Origin of the sequence: Nostoc sp. (assembly GCF_036917815.1) — a bacterium.
In the GTDB taxonomy this organism is placed as follows: Bacteria; Cyanobacteriota; Cyanobacteriia; order Cyanobacteriales; family Nostocaceae; genus Nostoc.
Window position 1 is genome coordinate 37,262 of record NZ_JBALEK010000100.1, and the last position, 21,498, is coordinate 58,759.

General features: G+C 42.5%; 22 protein-coding genes, 4 tRNA genes and 1 pseudogene. 17 read left to right on the forward strand and 10 right to left on the reverse strand.

Annotated features, from left to right (window positions below):
• Positions 1–139 precede the first annotated feature (139 nt).
• Entirely contained in the window at positions 140–1,672 is a 1,533-nt protein-coding gene (locus V7K97_RS29950) for a SagB/ThcOx family dehydrogenase (protein WP_334804611.1), read from the reverse strand.
• 253 nt (positions 1,673–1,925) lie between these two features.
• On the opposite strand from V7K97_RS29950, the gene V7K97_RS29955 reads away from it, so the two are divergent.
• Entirely contained in the window at positions 1,926–2,456 is a 531-nt protein-coding gene (locus V7K97_RS29955) for a hypothetical protein (RefSeq protein ID WP_334804612.1), read from the forward strand.
• 24 nt (positions 2,457–2,480) lie between these two features.
• Here V7K97_RS29955 and V7K97_RS29960 read toward each other — a convergent pair whose 3' ends face one another.
• From V7K97_RS29960 to V7K97_RS29970, 3 genes are all read right to left on the reverse strand, one after another.
• Positions 2,481–2,657 carry a hypothetical protein gene (locus V7K97_RS29960; protein ID WP_334804613.1) on the reverse strand — a complete coding sequence of 59 codons (177 nt, stop codon included), beginning with the start codon at positions 2,655–2,657 and terminating at the stop codon, positions 2,481–2,483.
• 89 nt (positions 2,658–2,746) lie between these two features.
• Positions 2,747–2,831: transfer RNA gene (locus tag V7K97_RS29965), tRNA-Ser, on the reverse strand.
• 131 nt (positions 2,832–2,962) lie between these two features.
• Positions 2,963–3,883 carry a TIGR04168 family protein gene (locus V7K97_RS29970; RefSeq protein ID WP_334804614.1) on the reverse strand — a complete coding sequence of 307 codons (921 nt, stop codon included), beginning with the start codon at positions 3,881–3,883 and terminating at the stop codon, positions 2,963–2,965.
• A 149-nt stretch (positions 3,884–4,032) separates the two neighbouring features.
• Here V7K97_RS29970 and nadA point away from each other — a divergent pair, with 149 nt between their 5' ends.
• The 5 genes from nadA (at position 4,033) to V7K97_RS29995 (ending at position 6,382) form a co-directional block, all read left to right on the forward strand.
• A complete protein-coding gene (gene nadA / locus V7K97_RS29975) occupies positions 4,033–5,007 on the forward strand; it encodes a quinolinate synthase NadA (RefSeq protein WP_334804615.1) in 975 nt (324 codons plus the stop codon).
• Between the two features lie 124 nt (positions 5,008–5,131).
• Positions 5,132–5,217 (forward strand) — tRNA-Tyr (locus V7K97_RS29980).
• Between the two features lie 87 nt (positions 5,218–5,304).
• A tRNA-Thr gene (locus V7K97_RS29985) sits at positions 5,305–5,376 on the forward strand.
• Between the two features lie 163 nt (positions 5,377–5,539).
• Complete coding sequence (locus V7K97_RS29990) at positions 5,540–6,082, forward strand: tyrosine-type recombinase/integrase (protein WP_334804616.1); 543 nt, start codon at positions 5,540–5,542, stop codon at positions 6,080–6,082.
• Positions 6,083–6,205: 123 nt separating this feature from the next.
• Positions 6,206–6,382, forward strand: a complete 177-nt coding sequence (locus V7K97_RS29995; protein WP_334804617.1) for a pentapeptide repeat-containing protein — start codon at positions 6,206–6,208, stop codon at positions 6,380–6,382.
• Positions 6,383–6,554: 172 nt separating this feature from the next.
• On the opposite strand, the gene V7K97_RS30000 is transcribed toward V7K97_RS29995, so the two are convergent.
• A tRNA-Arg gene (locus V7K97_RS30000) sits at positions 6,555–6,627 on the reverse strand.
• Positions 6,628–6,984: 357 nt separating this feature from the next.
• On the opposite strand from V7K97_RS30000, the gene V7K97_RS30005 reads away from it, so the two are divergent.
• The 3 genes from V7K97_RS30005 (at position 6,985) to V7K97_RS30015 (ending at position 9,666) form a co-directional block, all read left to right on the forward strand.
• Positions 6,985–7,644, forward strand: a complete 660-nt coding sequence (locus tag V7K97_RS30005) for an Npun_F0813 family protein (protein ID WP_334804618.1) — start codon at positions 6,985–6,987, stop codon at positions 7,642–7,644.
• 141 nt (positions 7,645–7,785) lie between these two features.
• Entirely contained in the window at positions 7,786–8,637 is an 852-nt protein-coding gene (locus tag V7K97_RS30010; protein WP_334804619.1) for a hypothetical protein, read from the forward strand.
• Between the two features lie 21 nt (positions 8,638–8,658).
• The gene (locus V7K97_RS30015; protein WP_334804763.1) at positions 8,659–9,666 is read left to right on the forward strand and encodes a transposase; all 1,008 of its coding nucleotides are present in this window, start codon (positions 8,659–8,661) and stop codon (positions 9,664–9,666) included.
• A gap of 108 nt (positions 9,667–9,774) precedes the next feature.
• Here V7K97_RS30015 and V7K97_RS30020 read toward each other — a convergent pair.
• From V7K97_RS30020 to V7K97_RS30030, 3 genes and pseudogenes are all read right to left on the reverse strand, one after another.
• Positions 9,775–9,876 (reverse strand): annotated as a pseudogene (locus tag V7K97_RS30020) (ADP-ribosylglycohydrolase family protein); the annotation flags it as partial.
• Positions 9,877–9,963: 87 nt separating this feature from the next.
• Positions 9,964–10,905 (reverse strand): ADP-ribosylglycohydrolase family protein, encoded by a 942-nt coding sequence (locus V7K97_RS30025; RefSeq protein WP_334804620.1) that lies wholly within the window; start codon positions 10,903–10,905, stop codon positions 9,964–9,966.
• A gap of 87 nt (positions 10,906–10,992) precedes the next feature.
• Positions 10,993–11,934: an ADP-ribosylglycohydrolase family protein gene (locus V7K97_RS30030; protein WP_334804621.1), complete on the reverse strand. Its 942-nt coding sequence runs from the start codon at positions 11,932–11,934 to the stop codon at positions 10,993–10,995.
• A gap of 393 nt (positions 11,935–12,327) precedes the next feature.
• Between V7K97_RS30030 and V7K97_RS30035 the strand changes: the two genes are divergently transcribed.
• The 5 genes from V7K97_RS30035 to V7K97_RS30055 all read left to right on the forward strand — a co-directional run bounded on the left by V7K97_RS30035 (position 12,328) and on the right by V7K97_RS30055 (position 17,927).
• Positions 12,328–12,588 carry a hypothetical protein gene (locus V7K97_RS30035; RefSeq protein ID WP_334804622.1) on the forward strand — a complete coding sequence of 87 codons (261 nt, stop codon included), beginning with the start codon at positions 12,328–12,330 and terminating at the stop codon, positions 12,586–12,588.
• Between the two features lie 264 nt (positions 12,589–12,852).
• A complete protein-coding gene (gene sir, locus V7K97_RS30040; RefSeq protein WP_334804623.1) occupies positions 12,853–14,769 on the forward strand; it encodes a sulfite reductase, ferredoxin dependent in 1,917 nt (638 codons plus the stop codon).
• Between the two features lie 687 nt (positions 14,770–15,456).
• Complete coding sequence (locus V7K97_RS30045) at positions 15,457–16,101, forward strand: Uma2 family endonuclease (RefSeq protein WP_334804624.1); 645 nt, start codon at positions 15,457–15,459, stop codon at positions 16,099–16,101.
• Positions 16,102–16,114: 13 nt separating this feature from the next.
• On the forward strand, positions 16,115–16,822 hold the full coding sequence (locus V7K97_RS30050; protein WP_334804625.1) for a 16S rRNA (uracil(1498)-N(3))-methyltransferase: 708 nt from the start codon (positions 16,115–16,117) through the stop codon (positions 16,820–16,822).
• A gap of 40 nt (positions 16,823–16,862) precedes the next feature.
• A complete protein-coding gene (locus tag V7K97_RS30055; RefSeq protein ID WP_334804626.1) occupies positions 16,863–17,927 on the forward strand; it encodes a tetratricopeptide repeat protein in 1,065 nt (354 codons plus the stop codon).
• 31 nt (positions 17,928–17,958) lie between these two features.
• Here the strand turns inward: V7K97_RS30055 and V7K97_RS30060 are convergent, their stop codons facing one another.
• Complete coding sequence (locus V7K97_RS30060; protein WP_334804627.1) at positions 17,959–18,408, reverse strand: transposase; 450 nt, start codon at positions 18,406–18,408, stop codon at positions 17,959–17,961.
• Positions 18,409–18,498: 90 nt separating this feature from the next.
• Between V7K97_RS30060 and V7K97_RS30065 the strand changes: the two genes are divergently transcribed.
• Positions 18,499–18,822: an after-VIT domain-containing protein gene (locus V7K97_RS30065; RefSeq protein WP_334804628.1), complete on the forward strand. Its 324-nt coding sequence runs from the start codon at positions 18,499–18,501 to the stop codon at positions 18,820–18,822.
• Here the strand turns inward: V7K97_RS30065 and V7K97_RS30070 are convergent.
• Complete coding sequence (locus V7K97_RS30070) at positions 18,801–19,220, reverse strand: hypothetical protein (protein ID WP_334804629.1); 420 nt, start codon at positions 19,218–19,220, stop codon at positions 18,801–18,803. The two genes, V7K97_RS30065 and V7K97_RS30070, sit on opposite strands and share 22 nt — an antisense overlap.
• A 486-nt stretch (positions 19,221–19,706) precedes the next feature.
• Between V7K97_RS30070 and V7K97_RS30075 the strand changes: the two genes are divergently transcribed.
• Both V7K97_RS30075 and V7K97_RS30080 read left to right on the forward strand, forming a co-directional pair.
• On the forward strand, positions 19,707–20,345 hold the full coding sequence (locus V7K97_RS30075; RefSeq protein WP_334804630.1) for an esterase/lipase family protein: 639 nt from the start codon (positions 19,707–19,709) through the stop codon (positions 20,343–20,345).
• Between the two features lie 299 nt (positions 20,346–20,644).
• The gene (locus tag V7K97_RS30080) at positions 20,645–21,442 is read left to right on the forward strand and encodes a TIGR00297 family protein (RefSeq protein ID WP_334804631.1); all 798 of its coding nucleotides are present in this window, start codon (positions 20,645–20,647) and stop codon (positions 21,440–21,442) included.
• Positions 21,443–21,498 lie beyond the last annotated feature (56 nt).

Consider the following 21,498-nt stretch of genomic DNA (forward strand, 5'->3'; position numbering starts at 1 on the left):
ATATGTCGGTTCAATCTTCATGGGAATCTTGCAGTGTAAAATATGTCTGATAGTTTACACTAAGCAAAGATCACTTGTACAGAGACGTAAAGGACACAGAAATAAACTCTCTGCATTCTCCACACCTCTGGGATTATTTTCATCTTGGTCGTCCCAATGTAGTGATATATAAAACAGCTTCATCAGCAGGAATGCCTAAAACTTCATTTACTTGATCATCAAAGAATCCACCGATACCACTAACGCCTACATTTAGATGCATTGCGGCTAGATTCAAGCGCTGTCCCAAATGACCGGCATCCAGATGTAAGTAACGGTAAACGCGATCGCCATATTGAGCGATCGCAGCTTTCAGATCAGCTGTATGAAATAACACCGCAGCTGCATCCCGCCCTAATTCTTGTCCCAAACAGAGAAAATGTAACTCTCGGCGAAAGTTTTTAAACCGAATTTGGCGTAATTCTTGGGCTTTAGGTGCGTAATAGTAACAACCCGCCTCTAATCCTTGGACTCCGCAAACAGCAATGAATGTTTCGATTAAATTCAGATCAAAGTAATCTGGAGAAATATCTAAACTTTGGTCGATGTAATTTTGCGGTTGGTAAGTAAAATCGAGCAAACTTTTCAATTCATCGAAAGTTAATTCATCACCATTGTAAGCGCGGGTAGAGCGTCGCTTGTACATAGTGATTTCTAGTTCTGACAGCTTTTTTCCCCAGTCTATAGGTGCAGTGTTGGTGGGAATTTTTAAACAGAAAGGAAAATTATATTTATCCTCCAAAGATTTTTCTTGTTTAATAGTTGGTAGATTCAGATTGCCAGTTGTACCTGATTGGATTTGGGTGTGTTGATGGAAATATGTCAGTAGTTCGCCATCAGGGATTTGAGGATAACTAGTTTCAGTAGCAGAAGGTAAAGCAGTACATCCCAATGGCAAATTTTGATTAACATCTAACAAGTCTGCCAAAGGTAAGACAGCGATCGCACCTTCTTGTGTAGGATCGACATAAAGCAGATTGTTAACCGATTCATCCACAAAGCCGCCAATTAAGTGAGGGCGATAGTCAGTAATCGCACCAGCCAATTCGATATTGCCCAACAGGTGTCCCGTATCCAGAAAAATTCGACGGTAAGCCCGATCTTCATAGCGCCACGCAGAACGATAGAATACCGCAGTCACAATAATTGCCAATTGGGTATTCTCTAAAGAAGGATGCCAGAAACAAGCTGTTTGCAGAGTTTGCCAAACATCACTTTCCCAATAATGCATCAGAGAATGAGTCCGACACTGGTAATTATACAGACCTGGGGGCAATAACGACGTGCCACGGGAAACCACATACACCTCAGCCGGGTATAATCCCCCAGCACTGGGAGCAGCGCGTAAATACACCGCACTACCCATAGAAGGCATTTTTGCCGTCAATCCATAGCTGCGAAACAACAGCCGCGAGAGTCTTTGCCACCATTGAGCATCTGGATTATTAGCATAAGCCTCTGGTTTTTCTTGGATATAGGGTTTGAGATCAAAACTAGAGCCAATTTTGTACTCTTTAAAGGGCACTGGCTGTTTAGTCCAATCTAACCGTTGACTTTTGGAGGCGAGAGTCTCAGGATTGTATTTAGTCCGTTCGTGATAATGCTGGGCAATTGATTGGTGTAATTCTGGCATAGTACTTTCAATATCCTTGGGGCATCTTTTTTTGATCTTGGCATTCATTAGCCTCATTGTTTCGTGTCAATTGGTACAATCCTCAGAGTCATAAAGTGGTAATTGGTAACAATTGGATTGGGAATTGGGAATTGGGCATGGGGCATGGTTATTCTTCTTGTCCCCTCAAGCTATTAGAAATGTTGTCATTACCACTGGAGCAAGGATACGAAATATTAAATGATTTTAGAACATTTTTAAAGGTGGTTGCACTGTGAAATGTAATATTGCTATTGATACCTGTGCGATTATTCACTTAATGTATATACAACGTTTTTATCTTCTTAAAGAGCTTAGTTATCCTGTTATTACTACAATATATGTACAGTTAGAATTTGAAAAAGGACACCCGGATAGCCGTGACTATTTTTTAAATTTGGTAGGTAGCGGTGAAATATACCCTTATCCTTTGGAGATTGATGACCTTGTAGAAATGGCAAATATTCCTAAATCAAAACAAGCAAGCGATGCAGAGTTATCTTGTTTTGTCGTAGCAAAACGTCTCGGTGGTAAGGCTATGACTGATGATAAAAATGCCATTGATTATATTCAACGTTACGTTTCAATGCCACCAGGAAGTGTAATAACTTTGTTCGATATTTTGTTTGAAGGCTATTTAACTTATTGGTTGTTCGATCATGACCTACGGTCTATACAAGCAACACTAAGTGTCAAAAATTTTCGCTTCCAATACGAAGATTTAGCACATGAATATGCAAGAAGACGATGGATGAGAGGAGAGTAATATTGTAAACTTTCACTCTGGTAGTCAAAAAATTTTCCGCACTTCTTGTACAGAAATAACATTACTAGCTTTGCTATCCCCTAGTCCAGCTTCAACAGTTTGTCGAACATAAATTTGGTACATCAAATCATCCCATGTGGAATTTTCTGGCAACTTGTCAATCAATTTGTGAGCTTCTTCTTTAATGTTTAGATTTTTCATCAGTAGTTAACCAAATACTGTTTGTGCATCAATTTGGATATATTGTAGATGCAAAACAGCTGTAGTACTTGATAACAACATTCATTCAACGGAGAGGGGGAGATTCGAACTCCCGGAGGTTTTAGCCTCATCCGATTTCAAGTCGGACGCAATCGACCACTCTGCCACCTCTCCAGTAAATCTGTCAAACTTGTGCCGATCCTAGTTTCAGACGCTATTCAGGCGCTTTTGTTGGTTAGCACTAAACTTGACAGATCATACTATACCCTATTATCTACGCAGATTGCACTACTGGATGCGAATGTCTACGACACAATCCGCGATCGCTCATACAAAATTTCCTCCTCCGCCACCTGAAACTCATTCCCCACCCAAACTAGGGAAACTTGCGAAACCACACCCGCCTCTATCGTGACAATGGAAAAATTACGTAACTTCTCGCTGCCATTTTCCACAATCCTGGGGACACTAGCCGCATTTAAGTAAATTGTCCCCTCTGGACTTCTAAAGATGGGTTTGCGCTGCACCTTCTTGGTATGGCGTAAATCTCGGTGCATGTGACCAAATGTGACCAGAGGAATGGTTTTACCAGCAGTCAAGGCATGAGAAATCGCCTCGCCAAAATCTGGATCGCCAAAGTCGCCGCCAATTGGGTGCCAGTCTTTGCCGCAGGGGTCTTCGGGGCGATCGCCTAAACCACTCGGCCCATTGTGACCCAAAAATATAATCGTCTCGTAAGCAGCGCTTTTGATCGCTTTCACAATGCGATCGGCGGATTCTTCCAAACTCGTCACACCGTAACGTTCTTGACAGATTTCCGCGAATTTCCACTCTGGTCCACCCCAGGTAAAGGGACGACCCCCCACGACAGTTAAATTCCAAGCGGGAAAATCCAACTTACCGTAACCGACATGGGACGGGCCTAATAAATCGAGTTGTTCCTGTACCCAGTCTTCCTTAGAGCGGTCATAAGGAGCCTTTTTGCGTCCCCATTCGGTGGCGGTGTACCAAGCATCGTGGTTGCCCATTACGGCTGCTTTGGGAATATCGAGGGATGCGATCGCTCTGACCACTTCCACCGACTCGTTGCCAAAATCCCCGACAAACAGCACTAAGTCAACACCCAAATGCTTGAGTGCAACGCCATCTTCCACTTCCCATTGGTCGTGAATATCTCCAACTACAGCAATTTTGAGGTTTATCGATTGAGTTTTCTGACTGGTCATGCCACTTTCCTTGCCGTCTATCTCCAGGATATGAAACTCAGCCCGATTTGGACACAACCCCAAAATATCAACCGTCCACTATTTTTGGTAAAAACTACTATAATTGAATCCACAGGACATATATTTGCAACATAAAGCACCCCTAAACTGTGTTTACCACTGCATTAGCTCAACGAGAAAAAACCCAACTGGGTGAACTACCACTCTTATTGTTTGCCGCCATTGAGTGTCTCAAAAAAGAACTCAACGCAGTTATCCTGGCACATTATTATCAAGAGCCAGATATTCAGGATATTGCCGACTTTATTGGGGATTCATTACAACTGGCAAGAGCCGCCGAAAAAACCAATGCGGATGTGATTGTCTTTGCTGGTGTTCACTTCATGGCAGAAACAGCAAAGATACTTAATCCCGATAAATTAGTACTTTTACCAGATTTAAATGCTGGTTGTTCTTTAGCAGACAGTTGTCCAGCAGACGAGTTTGCTGCTTTTAAAGCCGCGCACCCAGATCATCTGGTGGTATCTTACATCAACTGCTCTGCTGATATCAAGGCGATGAGCGATATTATTTGCACCAGTTCCAACGCTGTGAAAATTGTGCAGCAGATACCGAAAGAACAGCCGATTATTTTTGCCCCAGATCGAAATTTGGGGCGGTATGTGATGGAACAGACTGGACGAGATTTGGTGCTATGGCAAGGTAGCTGTGTTGTCCATGAAACCTTTTCGGAAAAGAAAATTGTCCAGTTAAAAATTGCCCATCCCGAAGCAGAGGCGATCGCCCACCCAGAATGTGAAAGTAGTGTATTGCGTCACGCCAGCTTTATTGGCTCCACAGCCGCTTTACTCAAGTATTGTCAAAGCAGCGCCACGAAAGAATTTATCGTTGCTACGGAGCCGGGAATCATTCACCAAATGCAAAAACTAGCTCCTGACAAGCACTTCATCCCTGCACCACCGATGAATAACTGCGCTTGTAACGAATGTCCCTTTATGCGGTTAAACACCCTAGAAAAGCTCTACTGGGCAATGAAAAATCGCACTCCCGAAATTACCATGTCAGAGGATATTCGGCTGGCTGCACTGCGACCAATGCAACGAATGCTGGAGATGAGCGTGTAACCAGTATTTTTTATCTAGATGGTAGAGACGCAGTTTTGTTGCGATCTCTACCTGCAAGTTATTTTTTCTAATCACTTGCTATTTATAAAAGGTGGTGCTAAGATTTTAAATCGTGAGACAAAGCGGGTCGGTGTCCGAGTGGTTAATGGAGACGGACTGTAAATCCGTTGGCTTGCGCCTACGCTGGTTCAAATCCAGCCCGGCCCACCACTTACGAAGTTATAGGTTATAATGACTGGGTTAGCATCAAAACTCCCAGCATTGTAACTTCTAGCTGAAAAATCAAAGTTGTATTTTGCCCGTGTGGCTCAGTGGTAGAGCACACCCTTGGTAAGGGTGAGGTCACGAGTTCAATCCTCGTCACGGGCTTTTTAAATTGATAAAATAATCAACGTAAAATTAGGGGTTTCAGCTTTACATAGGGATTTGAAGCTGAGAAAACTGAGTCCCTTGGTTGATATTTTGACTATGATTTGGCTATGAATCCAAAATTTTGGGTATCAAATGGGTATCATGCTAGTAGAATATACAAATGATACCCAAATGGAAGATAGCAGAAATTTCAATTAGTTATTACTCAGCATTTGTGGAGTTTTTGTTTTTAACAGGATGCCGACCATCAGAAGCTATCGGTTTGCAATGGAAGCATATTACACCTGATTGTTCTCAAATTACCTTTGAAGGCGCATTAGTTCAGGTGGGAAATGGTGAAAGGGTGAGGGTTAATGGCTCTAAGAACAATAAAAAGCGGGTTTTTAACTGTAACCAACGACTACAAGAATTAATTTTAAAAATCAAACCAGAACATCTTGAGCCGGAATCTTTAATATTCCCATCACCGGAAGGATTATCAATACATTATAGAAACTTCTCACGTCGAGCTTGGGATAAAATTGTAGACCCATTAGTAGAACGTCAAACCACACCATATTCGTGTCGTGATACTTTCATCTCTGAGCAAATTACAAAAGGTGTTCCTACTGCTGTAGTTGCAAAATGGTGTGATAATTCGGTGGATGTTATAGAACAAAAATATCTTGATGGTAAACTTTTAGAGCAACTTAAACCGCTTTAGTATATTCATTGTTCATCAACTCATATCCTTACTCAAGATGTGATTACAAGTTCAATTGAGTGATGGGTTTGCCAGAGATTAAGTGAGTTATTTTTATATGTTAGTTAATGCAAAAGTTGAGTGATGGATGCTAAAGAGTTGTTGGAGCGATATGCTACTGGAGACAGAGACTTTAGTGGGGTTGATTTGAGGGAAGCCGATTTGAGTAGTGCTGAATTGGGTAGAGCCAATTTGAGTGGTGCTAACTTGAGTGGAATTAACCTGAGTCGAGCTAATCTTTTGTTCGCTCGTGAAGACTAAATACGCTTTAAGCGTTAGATCAGCGTAGACGCCCAAGCGGCTTGTCGTCAGACATCGCTTTGGTCGCAGCAATATCGCCTTTGTTCTTGGTATGATGCAGCAATAACGAACCCTCAAATGTAGAAATAATCATATCACTTCACGGCGCTTGAGGGTTCATATTCAGTTAAAACGGGCGCGGCAGGGCTCGAACCTGCGACCAACGGATTAGAAATCCGTGGCTCTATCCACTGAGCTACGCGCCCAACATAAATTAATGGCTCCTTAAGGAGTCACCTACATTATTATATCGTCTTCACCTACCAACAAGCAATCAAAAATTGCAGATTTACTACTAGCAAGGCTAAGATGCTAGTCGCTAGTTAGTCAATCTACACCGAAAACGAAACAGATGGGGTATTGGTTTAGATATATTGTGTTGTCAAGGGGTTATTTGCCCGTTAGCGCTAACGTCCTCTGGGCGGCTACCTTCGGGAAGAATCTAGCGATCGCTAGGCTCATTTTCACAGTATGCTAGGTAATTTCAGCCTTGGCGATGCTGCCAAATGCCATTATATATTCGATATTAAGAGTGCCCCTGTGAGGAGTTATTTGCTAGTGCCATGTTTATTCTCAAACGGCAGGATGTTGAAATATCAAGCATTCAGCACCCAAAAAAGGATCAGCAAGTGCCGATTCTCAGTTATCAAGGGCAAACTTTTCGCTTGATTAGTGTTTTCAAAGCTAGTCAAGAAGAAGAAGCTAGAGCCTTATGGAGAGAATTAACGGATAACCGGGGTAAAGCTTGTGTTTTGCTGGAGGAACCGGAACGCTTTAGCGTCTGGGGTAAAATCCGTTTAGAGCAGCTGGATAGTGACACAGGTGGTCATGGCAAAACGGCGATTTTAATCCAAGCCAGTATTTTGCTGTTACAAGGTGTTTCTATCGATATTGAAGAGTTTTTAGGTGCTAGGCAAGTTGCATTATTTGAAAAAGATATTGCGGAGGTGTTAAAGCAGAAACAATTTCCTCAAGCATCTTCCCTAGAAGCAGTGAAATATTTGGTATCTACTAATCCTTTGCCGGCAGCCAAAATACCTGATTGGCAAGAAAATCATGTAGTTATCCTGTTACAAGAACTGCATCGATTAGGAAAAGCCTATTTTGGTAACGGCAATTTTACCAAACAAGTGATTTATAAGCTAGAAGATATGCCAGAAGCCGAGCGATCGCTGTTTATCACTTGGCTAAATCAATCGCCACTAGGTAAACTATGGCAGTAGCATGGAAATTTTTTCACAAAATTCCTGCCACTGGCACTTGCTTTTGGTGTCCGATTGTGTATTACCTGACAGACACACTGCTAGATATACAGTCCTTTAACTCAAAATACTGCCAGAGTGCATCTACATAAGTCTTGCCCTATGAATAACTCTTACGAGAATTCGTTCCTTTCTAAATCAATTTTCAGTACTCAGAACATTGTCTTAGCTAATATTGCCTGGGCTGTACTGGCACTGCTATACTTTCTGTTATTTAGTGCCAAAGTTCCCGGAGCAGATGGCGTAGAAAGTCGAGCCGAGTGGTATGTGATTGGTACAAATATTTTTGAAGCTTTAGCTTATTTGGCTGCCAGTATCTTATGCTTGAGGAACTGGCTGAGTCCACAAATCGTCAGTGGCCGGAATGTTTGGCTCTTAATTGGGTTAGGTATGCTTTCCTATTTCGTTGGAGGGATAATTTTCGGCTATACCGAAATAGTTTTAAAAGATGAACCGGATGTGTCTGTAGGCGATATATTTTTTGTAGTGACTTATCTGTTACTTGGCGCAGGTATGTTTTTAGCTGTGGCTTCCAGGCGAATCAATCTGGAAAAATGGCAGTGGCTAATTGTATTAGCAATTGCAGTGTTCGGCAGTTTGTTGGCATGGTGGATTTCTATGCAACAAGAAAAACCCACAGAACTGCTAGTCGCTATCTTGAACTGGTTTTACGTAGTTAGCGATGTGCTTCTGTTAATTATTGCTACCACTCTGCTGTTAGCCTTTTGGGGGGGAAGAGTTTCCCAATCTTGGCGAATGATTGCAGCAGCGGCCTTTTCGCTCTACATTGCAGATATGTGGTTTAAATACGCCCAAGGCCCCAATTATCAAAGTGGGGAGATATTAGAAGTGTTTTGGGTGTTTAGTGGAGTGTTATTTGGTATGGGCGCTGCCTTAGAATATGACGCATCACTAAGACGAACGCGGCGTACCAGTGGACGGAAACGAGCTTAGTAAAGATTTTTGGTATCTACCGTGAGAAAATTAACCGACTCTGACAAGCAAGAAATTCTGAAGTTATATCGAGAGACTGCCGAAACAACCTCAACTTTGGCAGACCGCTATGGTGTGAGTAACTCAACGATTAGTCGTTTGCTCAAAAGCACTTTACCAGAGGATGAGTATGAATACTTAGTCTCTTTAAAGCGGGCTGCGAGAACTCCTGAGGGAAGGGCACAGGTAAGTTATGAGCAGTTACCCCTGCTGATTCAACCTGAGCCGGAGATACAAGTTCTCCCCATTCCTCCCAGCGAAAGCCAACCCTTGGAGGTGCCAAAGGTTGAGCCAATACCACGTCGGATAATTCATGTAGAGCAGGAACTTTACTCAGAGGAAACGGCGGAATCACTCGCTGCTAGTAGACGGGTGCGGCGTCGTCCCTCGGCGGCGGAAAAACCCAAGCTCCGAGTCACAGAGAAATTAGAAACTCCAGAGCCAAAGCTACCGGAAATAGTCAGCATCTCCATCCCACCCCTAAAAGTTGAACATCCAGGAGCAGCCGTCATCGCGCAGATGCTCGGCGAAGATTTGCTCGACGAATCAGAGGATTTGGATGATTTAGATGATGATGATTTAGAGGATGACGACTTTGAGGAAGAAGACTTTGATGACGATGACCTGGATGAAGAAAGACCTTTAGTTACAAAACGCAGACCAGGTGAAGCGTCAGTTCAAGTTTTACCTCTGTCGGTAGCTAATTTGCCCAAAACTTGCTATTTGGTAATTGACCGTTCCTCGGAATTAATTACTCGACCTCTCAAGGATTTTGGTGACTTGGGGCAAATTCCCAGCCTGGAAACTCAGCAAAGAACTCTGCCAGTGTTTGATAACCATCGCGTCGCCAAACGTTTTTCTACCAAGCGCGATCGCGTGATTAAGGTTCCTGATAGTAAAATGCTCCATAAGGCTCGGACTCATCTGCAAGCTAAGGGCATCACACGACTGTTAATTGATGGTCAGGTCTATTCTTTGTCTACGGTTTAGGATTGAGAATGGGGCATGGGGCATGGGGCATTGGGCATTAGTTCTTCTTCCCCTGCTTCCCCTGCTTCTTTCCTAGTCTCCACTCCCTACTCCCTACTCCCTACTCCCTTCAAGTCTTTCAGCGCGGCTGGTGAATTCCACTGGCACACCCAAGGCATCACCAACACATAAACCCATCAAACCAGACAACGTTTTTGCACCGGTTAGCATTGTTCAACCAGCATGAAACTTTTCTACAACTGATTTTACTTGCAAAAAGCCGCTTATCAAACGCTTGGTATAATTTATAATTCCAAACTAGCTGTAAACAGCCCTTCCAAAACGTTCTGCCAAGTAGATAATGTCTTGTTTACGAGCAATTTGGTTCATCCATTGTTTCGGAATATTTTCCACACCGTAGTAAATTCCCGCTAACCCACCGGTGACGGCGGCGGTAGTATCGGTATCTCCGCCTAAATTCACAGCTTTCAATACCGCCTCAGAATAAGACGAGCTATTTAACAAACACCACAGGGACGATTCTAAGGTATCAATCACATAGCCACCAGAATTAATCTCTTCTACTGGTACTTTGCCAATCTCACCACTGAAAACTCTACCAAAATGCGGCTTCTCTAACAAAAATTCCCTAACAGAATAAATTGTTTGGATATCTTGCAATCCTTGAAGATAAGCTGTTTGAGGGTCAGCCCCTTCTAAGAGCGCCACTGCAATACTAATATAAATGCCACAGGCCATCTGCGATCGCACATGAGCATGGGTAATGGCCGAAACATCATGCACCCGCGCAATCAATTCATCCAGAGTTAAACTTTTGTGACAATAAGCCATTGGCAAGATTCTCATTAAAGAACCATTGCCATTACTATTCTCACTAGTACCACCTGCTTTCACGGGTGGAGTTCCTTGTTTCCAGTTGACAATTGCTAAAAATGTGGTGTTACCGATATCAAATACTTCGCCTTGAGCAGTCCAGTAACTTTCGTGATACCAGCGCCAGAAGGAATTAGCAATCGCATCCAGTGAAAATCCCTCACAAAGACATTCTGCCAAGCAAAAGGTCAGTGAACTGTCATCTGACCATGTACCAGGAGGAACATCCCAAGTTCCATAACCCAGCATAGATATAACTGGGGATTTTACTCTTTCAGCACGGCTGGTGAATTCCACTGGCACACCCAAGGCATCACCAACACATAAACCCATCAAACCAGACAACGTTTTTGCACCGGTTAGCATTGTTCAACCAGCATGAAACTTTTCTACAACTGATTTTACTTGCAAAAAGCCGCTTATCAAACGCTTGGTATAATTTATAATTCCAAACTAGCTGTAAACAGCCCTTCCAAAACGTTCTGCCAAGTAGATAATGTCTTGTTTACGAGCAATTTGGTTCATCCATTGTTTCGGAATATTTTCCACACCGTAGTAAATTCCCGCTAACCCACCGGTGACGGCGGCGGTAGTATCGGTATCTCCGCCTAAATTCACAGCTTTCAATACCGCCTCAGAATAAGACGAGCTATTTAACAAACACCACAGGGACGATTCTAAGGTATCAATCACATAGCCACCAGAATTAATCTCTTCTACTGGTACTTTGCCAATCTCACCACTGAAAACTCTACCAAAATGCGGCTTCTCTAACAAAAATTCCCTAACAGAATAAATTGTTTGGATATCTTGCAATCCTTGAAGATAAGCTGTTTGAGGGTCAGCCCCTTCTAAGAGCGCCACTGCAATACTAATATAAATGCCACAGGCCATCTGCGATCGCGCATGAGCATGGGTAATCGCCGAAACATCATGTACCCGCGCAATCAATTCGCCTAAAGTTAAGTTTCTATGACAATAAGCCATCGGCAAGATTCTCATTAAAGAACCATTGCCATTACTATTTTCAACCTTACCCCCCGCCTGATGGGGAACAACTCCCTGTTTCAGGCGCATAATCGCTGTATGAGTAGTTTGACCAATATCAAAGACATCGCCACGGGGAGTCCAGTAAGCCTCCTTGTACCAGCGCCAGAAGGAATTAGCTATGGCATCTAACGAATACCCTCTACAAAGGCATTCTGCCAAGCAAAAGCTTAAGGAACTGTCATCTGACCAAGTTCCTGGTGGTTGATTCCATGTGCCATAACCCAGCATTGTTGTCACTGGAGATTTTGCTCGTTCAGCACGGCTAGTAAACTCCACTGGCACACCCAACGCATCACCGACACATAAACCCATCAAACCAGACAACGTTTTTGTAGCGGTTAGCATTATTCAATCTCCACAAAAATTGCTCAAAATTAACTTTATAGATTCCCTCTATAGCTTGTTGCAACAGATGTTACAGCCTACTTTTTCATCCTCTGTGAAAAGCTCGGTAAAAATTGTTATTCGGGTATTTTATTTACCATATCTCGACTTATTTTTAGTTGCAAATATTGTGCCAGTTTCCAAAGCGTCTATTTTTGGAACAAAGAACCCAGATAAAAAGACATTGAATGTAATTATAACAGCTTACTTATTATTGTCAGGGATAGTTAGCCTGTAAGTATTAAGCATCAATCAGAACATTTATTTAATCAAATCTGGGAAACATTTGGAACATTATTACATTATTCTCGGCTGGGAATATACAAGTAAAAAATACAAAGTTTGGATAAAATTATGAACCGCTTACTCAAGTCTTTCATGACAATTTCTGCCCGATATTCCTTAATAGTTGCTCCTCTGGTTCTATCAGCTGGTCAAGCTTCGGCTGAAACCAAAAAGGGTACTGATGTTAGTTATATTGGTGCTGGTGTAGACGAGGAAGTTGCTAACAATTTCCTCGTCTACACTAATGCCAAAGTCGGACTTGGTGCTTACCAAAATAGCGATGCTTCTGCTGTTACCATCAATGGTGGTATTGGTTATCGCTTCAAATAAAAGATTATTGAGTCCTCAGTCATTCTATACTTTACTTAAGTACTCAGGACTCAGCACTGGCTCAACCATAGCTATCCGCTAACAAAACTCACTACTCCAAAAAGCTGGTTTCGTTAAGTGTTACATTACTGACAGAGCCGGCTTTTGCCGTGGTAAAATTAATATATTCCCCATCATTCCGACTGAATTACCGGGGATAAAGTAGCCGAAGGGTGCTGATTCGCTGTCTACCTAATGATTTATTGAGAATACTATACAAGTCTAATGGTTAAATCTGCTCCTTCCCCCATCGCTAGCCGTAAGCCTTCCAAAGTAGAAGGAATCAAGGAAAATAGTAATTTTTTGCGTGAACCTGTAGCAACTGAGATCCTTGAAGACACTACCCATTTTACCGAAAATGCGGTGCAGCTTTTGAAGTTTCACGGTTCTTACCAACAGGATAACCGCGACAACCGCACCAAGGGACAGGAAAAAGATTACCAGTTTATGCTGCGGACAAAAAATCCGGGTGGTTTGGTGCCGCCGCAGCTGTATCTGGCTTTAGATAAAATAGCTGATGAGTATGGCAATCACACGTTACGAGCAACTACCCGTCAAGGTTTCCAACTACACGGTATTTTAAAGAAGAATCTTAAATCAGCAATTGCCACAATTGTCAACAACTTGGGTTCGACTTTGGGAGCGTGCGGCGACATTAACCGCAACGTGATGGCACCACCAGCCCCCTTTAAGAATCGCCCAGAGTATCAGTATGCTTGGGAGTATGCCCAGAATATTGCTGACTTGCTCTCAGCGCAAACAGGCGCTTATTACGAAATTTGGTTAGATGGGGAAAAAGCAATTAGTGGTGAAGAGAACCCAGAGGTGAAGGCGGCGCGACAGCGCAATGGTAATGGCACCATTATTCATGACAACGAAGAACCGATTTATGGCACGTACTATATGCCCCGCAAGTTTAAAATTTGCGTGACGGTGCCAGGGGATAATTCCGTTGATTTGTATTCCCAAGACCTGACATTGGTAGTAATTACGAATCAAAAGAAACAGCTAGAAGGATTTAATATTTTTGCTGGTGGTGGTTTAGGTAGAACACACGGTAAAGAAGAAACTTTCGCTAGGTTAGCAGACCCCATCGGTTATGTAACGAAAGATGACGTTTACGACGTGGTGAAAGCGATTGTTGCAACCCAGAGAGATTATGGCGATCGCACCGATCGTCGTCATGCCAGATTAAAATATTTAATCAACGATTGGGGTGTAGATAAATTCCGCGCCCAAGTTGAAGAATATTTCGGCAAACTAGTTGCACCCTTCAAACCACTACCAGAGTTTAAATATCACGACTTCCTCGGCTGGAATGAACAAGGTGATGGCAAGCTATTCTTAGGAATTTCCATCGAAAATGGTCGAGTCAAGGATGAAGGTTCGTTTCAACTGAAAACGGCTTTGCGGCAAATTGTCGAGCAGTTCAACTTACCCATCCGCCTGACATCCAACCAAAACGTGATTTTTTACGATATCGAACCAGACAGCAAGGAAGCGATTCAAGACATTCTCAGCCGTCATGGTGTCGGAGATGACCCTAGTAAAATCGAACCTTTGGTGCGGTATGCAATGGCTTGTCCGGCTTTACCCACTTGCGGCTTGGCAATCACCGAATCAGAACGGGCAATACCGGGGATTTTGGAACGAGTTCGCGCTTTGTTAGATAAAATAGGTTTACAAAAAGAGCATTTTGTGGTAAGGATGACAGGATGCCCTAACGGTTGCGCTCGTCCCTACTTGGCAGAATTGGCCTTTGTTGGTAGCGCTCCAGAATCTTACCAATTATGGTTAGGGGGTTCGCCAAATCAGACTCGACTGGCACAACCTTACACAGAAAAGCTGCACCATAATGACTTAGAAAGCTTCTTAGAGCCGATTTTTGTTTACTTTAAGAAATCTCGGAAATCGAAGGAAAGCTTTGGTGATTTTTGCGATCGCATTGGTTTTGATGCCATCCGCGAATTTGCTGCTACATACGAACCGCAAACAGCCAATGGTGCAAACAAATCGCGCCATCGGGTCAATTTGAAAGAAGAGGTTTATAGTAAGTTGAAGGAAGTAGCAGAAAGTCAAGGTAAGCCAATGACTCAGTTGGTAACTGAAGCACTAGAGGCTTACTTCCAGAATCTTTCCTAAGCCGAAAAATTAAAGATAATGAAATCATCAGGACTTACGCACACTCTACGATTCTTGGCGTTCTTGGCGTCTTCTCTACGAGACGCAAAGTGCGAAGGCGGTTCGATAAATTAAGCTTTTTGGCGATTTTTGCGTAAGTCCTAATCATGATGACTCTCTCCTAAAAGGTTACGGTGTACACACAAGTCTGTACAAAACCAAAATCGTCGTAGATCCCCCTAAATCCCCCGGTAAATTGGAGGACTTTGAATCTTGTTCCCCCCTTAAAAAGCAGGGCTGTTTCATTCGATCTCTTAGAGATTTTGTCAATAGTATAAGTCAGAAATTTGCTTGATTTGGTCATTGAAAAGATACCACTTCAACGAGTAAATTTCAGTGCAAACGCGATTTTCTTGCCCAATCAGGTTTTTTATTCACCTGAATTTTCTGCTTGAAGCGCTTGTAAATCAGAGCCTTTTAGGGAATGAAACAGCCCTGCCTTAAAAAGGGGGGTTAGGGGGGATCTAAATGCTGTAGGAGAACTCTAAAAGACTTGTGTGTTACACCATAGGCTAAAAGAAGAGAGGCTTTGAATATTACTCCCCAACGCTAGCTCTTAAGGGGCTGGGGGTTAGGTTTGTATTGAACTCAACCCAGAAGCGCTATAAATAGTTAATCTTAATAGCAAGAAGGGAGGAAAACTGAACTATGGTAACAACAGCAAAATTTGCAGAAACTAGGGATGTGCTGCAAAACATTAGCTGGCAGACATTCAAAGCTATGCTGGCAGATATGGGATCTGAGCGAAATAAAAGGCTAGCTTATGACAACGGCATAGTAGAAATTATGACCCCTCTGATGCCACACGAGAACTCAAATCGTCTGATTGAAGGTTTTGTTCTTGTGCTGTGTGAAGAATTTGGTTTAGAAGTTAAAAGCGCTGGCTCGTTGACGATGACGCGGGACGATTTGGAGCAAGGAGGCGAGCCGGACAGTAGTTACTATATCCAAAATGAATTATTAGTCCGCAATAAAGAAAATATTGACCTGAATACAGATCCACCACCAGATATAGTACTGGAAGTGGAATATTCCAGACCCAAAATAGACAAGTTGGCTCTTTATGCTTCAATGGAAGTCCCAGAATTCTGGCGATATAACGGAAATGTTTTGAGAATCTACGCCCTTAATAGTGGACAATATTCGCAAAGTAATAGTAGTCCAACTTTTACGCCTGTACTGGTAACAGAGATTCCCCGATTTATCCAAGAAAGCAAGAAAGTTGGACAAATAGCAGCAACTCGTGCTTTCCGTACCTGGGTTAGACAGCAGATGTCTACAGCAGGGCAATAATTTATTAAGAAAAATGTCTCAACTGCAAAGAATTGCGATCGCACCCTCTCAACTCCAGCAAGGGCAAATTTTACTCACCAAAGAACAACAACATTATTTGGGGAGGGTGTTGCGCTTGCGTGAAGGCGATCGCTTTATTGCAATGGATGGTAGAGGAAAATGGTGGTTAGCACAGCTTGCAGGGGAACAAGCACAGGTTTTAGAAGCGCTTTTGGTAGAAACTGAATTACCTGTATCAATTACGCTGATGGTGGCGTTACCCAAAGGCAATGGATTTGATGAAGTTGTGCGGTGTTGTACAGAGTTGGGAGTGACTTGTATTGTACCAGTATTGAGCGATCGCACTTTGCTTGATCCTAGTCCTCAAAAACTCGAACGCTGGCGACGCATCGCTGCGGAAGCCGCCGAGCAATCGGAGCGCTCTTTTGTGCCAACAATTTTAGAACCTGATACTTTTAATACTGCTGTCACCGCTAATCAGACAAGTCACCGTTACATTTGTGAGGCTCGTGGTGAGTATCCCCATTTAAATAAAGTGCTGAGTAGCATATCTAGTGAGATTGTCATTGCTACTGGGCCAGAGGGAGGATGGACAACACCAGAAATTGAGAATGCGAAGTCAGTTGGATTTCAACCAGTTTCCCTTGGTCGCCGCATCCTGAGAGCAGTTACAGCCCCAGTCGTAGCATTATCACTGATTTCTGCAAGTTGTGAAGTATAAATGATTTATAGCTCACGCAAAAGTGTATTTAAACTAAGTGATGATTGAGCAAGTTGCGATCGCCTTTGAGCATAAAGACTATCAAACAGCTGCTAAATTACTCAAACAGCTGCTAAAAGAATCGCCCGAAAATCCTTCGGTACAATATTATCTCGGTCGGCTACATGAAGTATCCCAAAAGCGCCAAGATGCAGAAAAAATTTATCGGCAACTACTACGAGATACAACGAATACCAAGATAGTGACGCTCGCACGTCAAGGTTTGCGACGGCTACAAGAAATCGAGCAAGAAGAAAGACAAAGAGCCATTTCCCAAGCAACAGCCCAACCAAATAACATCGAAGCTGGCGTACTAGTTTTAGAGCCACTCAACACCGAGATGAAAACAGAAGCGTCTCGAAAATTCGCCCAGATTATGCAGCTAGATCCCTATACAGCAAGACTAATCCTGCCAAGTCGTGGCTGGAGGTTGTATCGCACTGGACCAGTAGGAGAACTAAAATTTTATGGCAAACAGCTACAGCAGGCTGGTATTCCTTGCTTTTGGGCAACAATCGCTCAAATTCAGCAAATTCAAGTTTATCAAGTCAAACATTTCCAAGAATCCACCCCACAAGCTACTGTTGTTTGCCGCAACCAGGCAAATCAACTCGGTTCTCTCACCTTTGACTGGTCAGAAGTCACAGCAAGAGTAGTGGGACTGTTGCCTATTTTTGAACAAGTTGTAGATGTTGATGCCCACCATCAACTGGAATGGAAAACTAAAACACAAGACTATGCTCAGTTTTGTGATTTACATCTACCTGGTAGACGTTGCATTCTCCGACTTTATGATAACGGCTATGAATTCCAGCAAGGTTTAGAAATCATTCCCCAAGCTAACCAAAATACAATCAGAATTAATTGGAATGGTTTATCGAGTTGGATTGATCGGCAACTACCTCAAGTCAAAATCTGGTCAGATTTCACCTCCTTTGCAGATACAACATTAGATCAAACAGAAATGCTGGGTCATATCAAGTCTCACATTCATGTATTTCGTAGGAAACAGACTAATTGGGACTCAGCTTTTCAGCTATATAGTGGACTAGTGTTTGTTAAATAATTCGTAAGTGAACTACCCAGACCTGATACTTTTAACCAAGACATTCTGCGACATTTGAGATATCGTGAACATCCAGTACAACATCACCGACTGACTCAGTGAAGGTGGTATCCCACATTGCCTTGAGGAAAATCCCCACGGCTCCATTAAAATCTCGTGGTATTTCATAACCACAACTAGGGCAAACAAAGTTCTTAGAACTACCAAGTTTTCTATGAACGTGACCGCATTTAGTACAGGTCTTTGATGTATATTCTTCAGTTATCCTCACCAATTTGGAACCGTAGCGGTTACACAAATGTTCAAGGGTTTGAGAGAACTGATAGAACGCCCAAGTCATCATTGCTCTCGCCGTCTGATTTTTTAACTTCCGTTTCTTTTTAACAACCCCAAAGGGGTTCGGCGGTCGCTGATGGGGGAAACCCCCAAGACCGCGCCGCCTCACCATCTGGGAAGTTTCAAAGGTGGGAAGTACAATCACATCGTAGTTTTTAGCTAGATATGACCCGACTTGTTTATGGCACTCAGAACGGAGGTTCTTAATTCTAGTTCGTAGCTCTCCTGAGGGAGAATGTCACCGGCTTGTGACATAGAAATTACTGACTTAATCCAACATCTTCAACAATTAAACTTTCCTTCAAGTTTCAGTGGTGAAATCGTCTTTGAGTTCAGTCTCAACAAAGGTCGGGTAGAACGGGTAGTTTTAGATGAAACAGCCTCAACCCTAAAAGATGAAGTTGTAGTGGAGAAAATTAAGCGATCGCTCCTACTTTCTACTTTGGAGAGTTCCTCTATCTACAACTGGCAAAGTTATCTTAACCTTGCATCTTCACGTTTAATTTGTAGAGATGCAAAATTTTACATCTCTATCAATTATTTAGGCGTTTTAACCTGACGTGCCATATCTAGGTAAGCACTCATATTCGCTCCAGGACGGCGACGACCATTAGAGCTAGTAGTCGAAGGAGCAAGATATTTTGGTGCAAAGGTGGTTTCAGTAGGTGTCTTTGTGGTGGCGGCTGCTTTAGCGGATTCAGCTTTGGCTGCTTTGCCATTCTGAGAAGCCTCTACTTTGGTCTTGTTAGCAACTTTGGTAGCTTTAGCAGCCTCAGATGCTGCTGGTGCTGCAATTGCAACTGGTTCCTGAGCTTTTTTACCGTTTGATGCTGCTGGTTTCGACTGACTGGTTGCTTCCTCCAATTCTAGGAAGTAACCATTGCTTTTCTTCTTCCCAGGTAACAGCCCAGCAAAGAAACCCAGAATACCTGAAATTAACTTTTTGATAAAATCCATTACAATTACTCCTGCCTGTTATATTTGGAAATCCACCGTAATTGTTAAAAATTACGACAAAATGTTACATTTTCTGCTTTGCGTCATCCCGTTTTGGTGACAACCCTTATAGGCTTCTGCTTAATCAACATTGTAGTAAAACTACAGGGCAAATGTTTTCTTGCAGGCACTTGCAACCTGTCTACACCGAGAATTAATTATTAAATTTTACTGTAACTAAGAGCAAGATTCTGAAACCAAGCTTTACAAAAATTAACATTAATTTGTTTGGTAAATATTTAATTGAAATGAAGCAAACAGTTTACTCTCAACCAGTAGAAGGAGTGTCATAGCCTATTGGCAGATAGCGATGGCAATAAGTTAAATTTTATACAAATTTTATTCCGAAGCATTTCAGTTTAAGCAACAGCTTCACTTTGTAGATTTGTAGAGCAGTATTTACGTACAAAAGTGAAATATACCCATTAATTCAGCGAAATTTTATACATGAACATTGAAAATCAACAACGCAATCCCGTTTTGTTAATACACGGCATTGACGACACAGAGGCAGTTTTTGATAAAATGAGGGCGTACTTAAGACAACGAGGTTTGTCTGTACATACCCTGAATTTACTACCAAATAATGGTGATGTGGGTCTTGATGAGTTGGCAAAGCAGGTAGCTGATTATATTACACCTACCTTTGGATCAGAACAACACCTAGATTTAGTTGGCTTCAGCATGGGAGGAATTGTCAGCCGTTATTATGTTCAACGACTGGGAGGAATTAACCGCGTGCAGAGGTTTATCACAATTTCTTCGCCCCATCATGGAACTGTGGTTGCTTATGTTTCCCGGCGGCCTGGTTGCGTACAAATGCGCCCCGACAGCATTTTTCTCAAGGATTTAAATTCTGATGCTGTAATATTGGGGCAGCTAGATTTTACATCTATCTGGACACCTTATGATCTGATGATTGTCCCAGCCAATAGTTCACAAATGTCTGTAGGACGCGAAGTAATAGTACCAGCTGCTCTACACCCTTGGATGCTGACAGACTCCAGGAGTTTAGCGGTAGTCACAGCAGCTTTAGCAGAGCCTATTAAGCTAAAAAATCCAGTCAGTAGCCAGAATGATTATTAAGCTTACATTTCTTTATTTTGAATTTTGAATTTATCAAAAAAATGGGTTTAATGACATATTATTTATTTACGAATCCTTGGCTGACAAAGGATTTCAGAGCAAATTTTTGTGTAATTAATTTTGTCTGACTACTTAGCACGGCTTTTCTTGATCAGGGAAAGCCAGATGGAATAAAGTTTGGCTCATAGCTTGTGTGGAAATATTACTTTAGCTGGAGAGGTTTCAGAAATTAAGCACTAAGCATGACAAATTCGTTATTCTGTTGATATTCAAACAAAATTACTCATGATTAATTGCTGATGTCATCCTTAATTGATTCTGTAAATCCCTGGTTGTTAGCAGTAGGATTAAACACAATTTTATTGGGTTTAGCTTGGATTGCGCCGAAAAAGCTACTTACCCCTGGTGGATTATTTCACGCCTGGTTCCTGGCCATCTTAATTTGGGTAACTCTAGGCTGGCAAGGATATGCAGTAGTAATGTTCTATTTTCTAGTTGGTTCTGGCGTTACCCGCATCGGCATGGCGCAGAAGGAGGCAGAAGGAATTGCCGAAAAGCGTTCTGGCGCAAGAGGTCCAGAAAATGTTTGGGGTTCGGCTTTAATTGGGGCGCTGTGTGCTTTAGGAGTAGGCTTGATAAATTCGGGATTTATTGTACCTAGTTCCCAATCCCTAGTCCCCAATCCCCAGTCCCTATTATTACTAGGCTATGTAGCGAGTTTCAGTACCAAACTGGCTGACACCACCGCTAGCGAAGTGGGTAAAGCCTATGGTAAAAGCACCTTTTTGATTACTACACTCCAACCAGTACCTCGCGGTACAGAAGGGGCGATCAGTTTGGAGGGTACTTTAGCTGGGATTGTGGCTTCTGTAGCGATCGCATTTGTTGGTTGGGGAGTTGGTTTAATTGATCTATTAGGAGTCGCTTGGTGTGTACTGGCAGCATTTATTGCCACCAACCTAGAAAGTGTGATTGGGGCAACACTGCAATCTAAGTATACCTGGCTGACCAATGAAGTGGTAAATATTTTTAATACATTAATTGGTGCGATCGCATCTGTGCTAATTGCCTGGACATGGATAAGTATCATTAATTAGATCGATTAAGTGGGGCACTGGGCATTGGGCATTGGTAGAAAATAAGAAATCTGCCT

Coding starts and splice junctions, on each gene's coding strand:
- V7K97_RS30045 (WP_334804624.1), top strand. CDS start 15,457: ATGGTAACAACAGCAAAATTTGCAGAAACTAGGGATGTGCTGCAAAAC.
- V7K97_RS30005 (WP_334804618.1), top strand. CDS start 6,985: ATGTTTATTCTCAAACGGCAGGATGTTGAAATATCAAGCATTCAGCAC.
- V7K97_RS30055 (WP_334804626.1), top strand. CDS start 16,863: ATGATTGAGCAAGTTGCGATCGCCTTTGAGCATAAAGACTATCAAACA.
- V7K97_RS29970 (WP_334804614.1), bottom strand. CDS start 3,883: ATGACCAGTCAGAAAACTCAATCGATAAACCTCAAAATTGCTGTAGTT.
- V7K97_RS29995 (WP_334804617.1), top strand. CDS start 6,206: ATGGATGCTAAAGAGTTGTTGGAGCGATATGCTACTGGAGACAGAGAC.
- V7K97_RS29950 (WP_334804611.1), bottom strand. CDS start 1,672: ATGCCAGAATTACACCAATCAATTGCCCAGCATTATCACGAACGGACT.
- V7K97_RS30030 (WP_334804621.1), bottom strand. CDS start 11,934: ATGCTAACCGCTACAAAAACGTTGTCTGGTTTGATGGGTTTATGTGTC.
- sir (WP_334804623.1), top strand. CDS start 12,853: ATGGTTAAATCTGCTCCTTCCCCCATCGCTAGCCGTAAGCCTTCCAAA.
- V7K97_RS30075 (WP_334804630.1), top strand. CDS start 19,707: ATGAACATTGAAAATCAACAACGCAATCCCGTTTTGTTAATACACGGC.
- V7K97_RS30065 (WP_334804628.1), top strand. CDS start 18,499: ATGTCACCGGCTTGTGACATAGAAATTACTGACTTAATCCAACATCTT.
- V7K97_RS30035 (WP_334804622.1), top strand. CDS start 12,328: ATGAACCGCTTACTCAAGTCTTTCATGACAATTTCTGCCCGATATTCC.
- V7K97_RS30070 (WP_334804629.1), bottom strand. CDS start 19,220: ATGGATTTTATCAAAAAGTTAATTTCAGGTATTCTGGGTTTCTTTGCT.
- V7K97_RS29990 (WP_334804616.1), top strand. CDS start 5,540: ATGATACCCAAATGGAAGATAGCAGAAATTTCAATTAGTTATTACTCA.
- V7K97_RS30080 (WP_334804631.1), top strand. CDS start 20,645: ATGTCATCCTTAATTGATTCTGTAAATCCCTGGTTGTTAGCAGTAGGA.
- V7K97_RS30010 (WP_334804619.1), top strand. CDS start 7,786: ATGAATAACTCTTACGAGAATTCGTTCCTTTCTAAATCAATTTTCAGT.
- V7K97_RS29960 (WP_334804613.1), bottom strand. CDS start 2,657: ATGAAAAATCTAAACATTAAAGAAGAAGCTCACAAATTGATTGACAAG.
- V7K97_RS30050 (WP_334804625.1), top strand. CDS start 16,115: ATGTCTCAACTGCAAAGAATTGCGATCGCACCCTCTCAACTCCAGCAA.
- V7K97_RS30025 (WP_334804620.1), bottom strand. CDS start 10,905: ATGCTAACCGGTGCAAAAACGTTGTCTGGTTTGATGGGTTTATGTGTT.